Source organism: Cobetia sp. SIMBA_158 (genome assembly GCF_046566945.1).
GTDB classification, from domain to species: Bacteria; Pseudomonadota; Gammaproteobacteria; order Pseudomonadales; family Halomonadaceae; genus Cobetia; species Cobetia amphilecti.
This window is the reverse complement of the sequence record NZ_JAWJYL010001057.1, coordinates 1-237: the sequence shown is the minus strand read 5'-3', so window position 1 is coordinate 237 and position 237 is coordinate 1. Positions and strand designations below refer to the sequence as shown.

At 31.6% G+C, this 237-nt stretch carries 1 protein-coding gene; it reads right to left on the bottom strand.

Going from position 1 to position 237, the window contains the following annotated elements; all coding sequences use genetic code 11:
* On the bottom strand, window positions 1-237 hold a 237-nt coding region (locus tag R2R70_RS23045; RefSeq protein WP_410979352.1), incomplete at both ends, for a hypothetical protein.

Sequence of the window (237 nt, the reverse complement as noted above, 5' to 3'; positions counted from 1 at the left end):
AGCCTTTACAAGAGGCGTTGCTGCTAGAACATCCAATCCATCCACTCCTTTTGAAGCAATTGAATTTTCTGTATTAAAAACAAATCTGTCTATTTTTCTTTCAAATATTTTTTTCTTTGTTCCTACTAATACAACTTCTTTAATACCTGCGATTTTTTCTTTAGATATTGAAATCGTCAGGTTATTCTGAGAAGGGTCAAACATATAATTTTGAGTGATATCTGAATATCCTGATGC